A 4,886-nucleotide genomic window follows, 5' to 3' on the forward strand; every position below is an offset into this window, starting at 1 on the left:
TCAGCGGCGCGAAGCCGCTCTACCTCGCGACCGTCATCGACCTCGCCTCACGCCGGCTGGCCGATCGCCGATCACATGCGAACCGAACTCGTCATCGACGCCCTCACGGCCGCCGAGCGGACTCGAGGAAACTTGACCGGAGCGATCATGCACACCGACCACGGATCCCAATACACGAGCAGGGCCTTCACGGAAATCTGCAGGTCAGCCGGGGTCCGGCAGAGCATGGGCGCGGTCGGCTCCAGCGCCGACAACGCCGCAGCGGAAAGCTTCAACGCCACCTTCAAACGGGAGACGCTCAAAGGTCGCAAAGCCTGGCCGAGCGAGCGTGAAGCCAGGCTCGACGCCTTCCGCTGGCTGACCCGATACAACACCCGCCGCCGGCACTCCCGCCTCGGCCAGCGATCCCCGATCGCCTACGAGAACGCCCTCCAACCAGCAACAACTACCCTGACCCAAGCCGCATAGACGTGTTCAAAATCCGGGGTCAAGGCCCAAGGTCGCCCGCGGCACCCTGGACCGGTGGGTCCGCCACTACCGCGCGGGCGGGTTTCCCGCGTCGGTGCCGGCCCAGCGGCAGGTCACCCCACGGACCCCGGTGGAGGTGCTGGACCTGGCGGCCGCGCTGAAGAAGGAGAATCCCGCCCGCACGGCCGCGCAGATTCAGCGGATCCTGCGGACCACGCAGGGCTGGTCGCCGACCGACCGGACGCTGCAGCGGCACTTCGCCGATGCCGGCCTGACCGGCGCGAGCGGCGAGAAGAGCGTGTTCGGCCGGTTCGAGGCCACCCGCGGCAACGAGCGGTGGACCGGGGACGCCCTCCACGGACCGAAGATCGGCGGCCGCAAGACGTACTTGTTCGCGTTCATCGACGACCACAGCCAGGCGATCGTGGGCCACCGGTTCGGGTTCGCCGAGGACACCGTCCGCCTGGCCGCCGCCCTGCGGCCGGCGCTGTCTGCCCGCGGGGTCCCCGATTCGATCTACGTCGACAACGGGTCGGCGTTCGTGGACACATGGCTGCTGCGGGCCTGCGCGTCCCTGGCCGTCCGCCTCACGCACTCCAAGCCCGGACGGCCGCAGGGTCGCGGGAAGATCGAACGGTTCTTCCGCACTGTCCGAGATCAGTTCCTGGTCGAGCTCGATGAGGAACGTGTCGGTCAGATTGAGCATCTCGCTGAGCTGAACAGGCTTTTCACCGCGTGGGTGGAAACGGTCTATCACCGCACGGTGCACTCGGAGACGGGGCAGCCCCCGATCGAACGGTGGCTGGGTTCGATTCCCCGGCCACTGCCGCTGCCCAGCCCCGCTGATCTTCGGGAGGCGTCCCCTTGGTCAGTCATTTCATAACGGAGGTGCCTGCCACGCTGACGCCGCGGGTGAGTCCGGGGGAGAGGCGAGTGCGGGAGCGAATGGCATTACGGACGAAACTGTCATCGACGTCTGTCTGGGCCTGGACGTCGGCAACGGCGATCACCACGCCACCGCCGTGAACCAGACGGGGAAGAAGGTGTTTGACGAGCCACTGCCCAACAGAGAACCGAAGCTGCGGAAGCGAACCTGATATCGATGCCCGGCATCGGTGTCGAGGACCGCGACCCGCAACAACTCCGGCGCCGGCACCCGAAATTAAGCAGCGGCATAACAGGCTTTCGCTGTGTCGACATCGATCATCCGAGATCATGGGGTTACTTCAACGGGGTTCAGCCCCCTAACATGAATTCACGCAACTGGGCGCGTGACTGGATGCCGAGCTTTGAATATATAAGTTGCAAGTGGTTTGTAACGGTACGGGGTGACAGGTAAAGCCTGGCGGCGACTTCTTTGGACTTGAGACCAGACGCGACCAGGCCTGCTATCTCCGTTTCCCGTGCACTCAGCTGACGTGCCCGACGTGCATAATTCAGCAAAGGTGTTTGCGCACCCTCACATTTTGCTCTTGAATCTTCGGCGGCCATAAGAGAACGAGTGGCTTCACGCATGTGGCCCTTAGCGTCGAGGGCAAGAGCCGCCTGGGTGTAGCACTCGGAGGCCATCAAATCTGCTCCCATCGCATTGAAATCTCTGCCAAGGCGCATCAGGGCCCTAGTGTCACTACTCATCAAAGCCCGACAAAATTCAGCTCGTTTGAGGGTCAAGAGACCGTCGCATCCGCGAGCGATGAGAGAGAGCCTCGGGCATATATGCGCCGCACCCCCTATCCTGCTAATTTCGGACAGGAGCATGGATTCTGTGGCAACCGCTCCTCTTTTTCGCGCGGTACGCGCGGCGTTTTTCAGGAGATCCGTCGCAGTGTCTAGGTTTCCCCGAGCAACACTGATCCAAACAGGCCCAAGAATATCCTCACCTGCCAACACCTCCAGTACGGGATACTGCTCGGCCTCGCTCCATAAAGATTGGGCGTTTTTCAGGTCTCCAAGCTGGGCCGCCACTGCCGCTTGACCCGCAAGCGCAACCCTCAAGTGTCTCAGGTGGCAATTTTTACGCGCAAGAACCGCTCCTTCGCTGTACCATTTCCCGGCCGAGATCGGGTGGCCGGCAAGCCATTCGACTCTACCAAGAAGCAAGCACGGCCACACCCTGTTCCGCGACGCTTCCGTTTTGAGAAGTGTATCGAACGAGCGCAGCCCAAAGGATCGCGCCTTGTCTATGCGACCGAGCTCCATGAGTGCGAAAGTCATTGCATTCAGGTGAGAAGCCGGATGAGGGGCCGCAGTCAAGTAGTTCATTTTGGAATGAATGGCATAGCACTCGCGTGACAGCCTTGCTGCAGCTTCTGCCTTTCCTCCCAAGGTCAGTGCAACGCTATGCATGACGCTGCCGACTATCTTTACATTGAACCGCATCGGATCATCTTCGGTTTCTTCTGGGGGATTCATCACGTCAATCTCTTGCCCTAATCTCCCGCCCATAACGAGAAGGATTCCCTCATTGGCGTCTAGGGTTCTTTTCAGGGTCGGAGAATTGATCGCATCCCTCGCTTCTCTGTTCAACTGTAACGCTTTCTCCGCATCGGCGATGCCCAACCCCAGAGCCATAGTTCCCGCTAGAACCGCTGCTATGCGCTCTTTATCCGTTGACGCTTTCGAGTATGCGTCAAAGAACTTGTGCTCCGCTAGTTTCCACTGCCCCATTTCGAGGAGGGACTCGCCGTGCAGAAGACGGGACTCGTGCGTTGTTTCTTCCTCGGTCACGGCGGACAATAGTGCTACCACCTGCCTATAGTCATGGGCTCGCCGAGCGATCATCGCGGCTCGGATGAGAGTTTCTCCCTTCGCTGTTCCAGTAGCCGACATACTCCAGGCTGCGGCCCTGAGAGCATCCTCGCTTCGCTGCGAACCGAATGACTCAATATACCGAATGCTCTCGGCGAATATTTCCATCCTGCAGCTTTCTTTTATGTCAAGTCGCAGAATTTCTCCATACAATGGATGCCCGAGAGTGCACTGAATTCTACGGCCATTGGAAATAGCTCGGATCAGACCATCGGATTCGAGCTTCTGGAGTACCTTATCGGATGCTTTTGCGCGTACATATGCCAATGGCATGGGTTCGCACAGGGCAAGTATTTCGAGTATTTCGCGCTCGCGCGGGCTGATGCCTTCAAGTCGCCGCTCGATGAGGTGGGTCAGTCGATCCGTGCTCGCAAGCCGGTGTGGATCTTGCATCACCCATAAACCATCCACGAGGTGCAGGAATCCTGCCTTTAGAGCACCGGAGATGATTTCGCGCAGATAGAGGATGTTTCCACCAGATTTTTCATGCAGAACCCGCAGGGTTCCTTCCGCAACGAGGCCGCCGAGTGCACTGTGGAGAACGCGTTCAGTCTGCTCTTTGGAGAACTCCACCAGGTCAATGCGTGCCATGTCGGGAAAGTCAACAATCGACTTAACCCCGTCGTCGAGCTGTACTCCGCCGCGAATTGTGGCAACTAGAAATACGGCTCGTGCGCTCATCAGATTTGACAGGATGAGACAAGAAGCCATGTCAAGATTTTGCAGGTCGTCAAGGAAAACGAACCACTTGCCGGTCTTTCTTTGCCGCAGTGCGGCAATCGTGCGAGCCACATCCTCCACGGCGTCAGACAGATCGACACCCGGCGGCAGCAGCGGACTGATTGCTCCCAAGGGCATCGACTTCGCACCACCTGTGGCGATTAGCTGAACGCCGGGATCTCCACCGTGCGTAACGATCTTGTAGATCTCCTCGGCTAGGCGCGTCTTGCCTACTCCGGCTGGCCCTTGAATGATGAGGCCGGGTGTGATATCAGCTGCACGGACAGTCTGGAAGAAGTCGATCTGCTGTTCGCGTTCAGCCAGGTTCCAGATGAAATCTTCCTGAGAACGGCTCATCGTCCTGCCCCTGGTCTGCGAACATAGACATCGGCGTAGCATTGTCCAGCGGCGTACGCGTGTATACGCACGATACCTCCTCCGCCAAGTCTGTGAAATGGGGCGATCTATCGGCCCTAGTGAGGAACTCCAGCCGTACTTGCTGCCGGTGGTTGAAAATACTAGATACAGCAACACTTCGGGCGAAGGGTGCCGACGTTGGCGGTGAGAACATGCATCTTCCGCCCTGCGCTGGACGTGTCCCGATCTCGGGCGACGGCGGAGGCGGGGGCAGCTGGAGCCGTGCCGGAACCCGCCGCCCGGCGTACCTCCTCGTGCTGGCTGTGGTTGTCGAGGATCCTGCGGAGCATCACCAAGGCGCCTGCTTAGTCGGCACTGATCAGCTTCAGCCGGGGCTCGGTCACGGAGTCGAGGAGCACGTCGAACAGGTCCAGGGTCTCGTCCATACCGCAACGACGCGGGGACGGCCCCGGCAACCTAAGAGCTCGTAACAGGATCTTGGTGAGATGCCCTGGTCGGGCGTAACCGGTGTG

General features: G+C 60.1%; 2 protein-coding genes and 1 pseudogene. 2 read left to right on the top strand and 1 reads right to left on the bottom strand.

What is annotated here, in order from left to right; all coding sequences use genetic code 11:
• Together ACFWW8_RS38070 and ACFWW8_RS38075 are read left to right on the top strand one after the other, a co-directional pair.
• A pseudogene (locus tag ACFWW8_RS38070) lies at positions 1–468 on the top strand (transposase); the annotation flags it as partial.
• Positions 469–598: 130 nt separating this feature from the next.
• A complete protein-coding gene (locus tag ACFWW8_RS38075; RefSeq protein ID WP_386537403.1) occupies positions 599–1,351 on the top strand; it encodes a DDE-type integrase/transposase/recombinase in 753 nt (250 codons plus the stop codon).
• Between the two features lie 353 nt (positions 1,352–1,704).
• Here ACFWW8_RS38075 and ACFWW8_RS38080 read toward each other — a convergent pair whose 3' ends face one another.
• Positions 1,705–4,353: a LuxR C-terminal-related transcriptional regulator gene (locus tag ACFWW8_RS38080; RefSeq protein ID WP_386537405.1), complete on the bottom strand. Its 2,649-nt coding sequence runs from the start codon at positions 4,351–4,353 to the stop codon at positions 1,705–1,707.
• Positions 4,354–4,886 lie beyond the last annotated feature (533 nt).

The sequence above is a fragment of the Streptomyces sp. NPDC058701 genome (assembly GCF_042715295.1).
Taxonomy (GTDB): domain Bacteria; phylum Actinomycetota; class Actinomycetes; order Streptomycetales; family Streptomycetaceae; genus Streptomyces.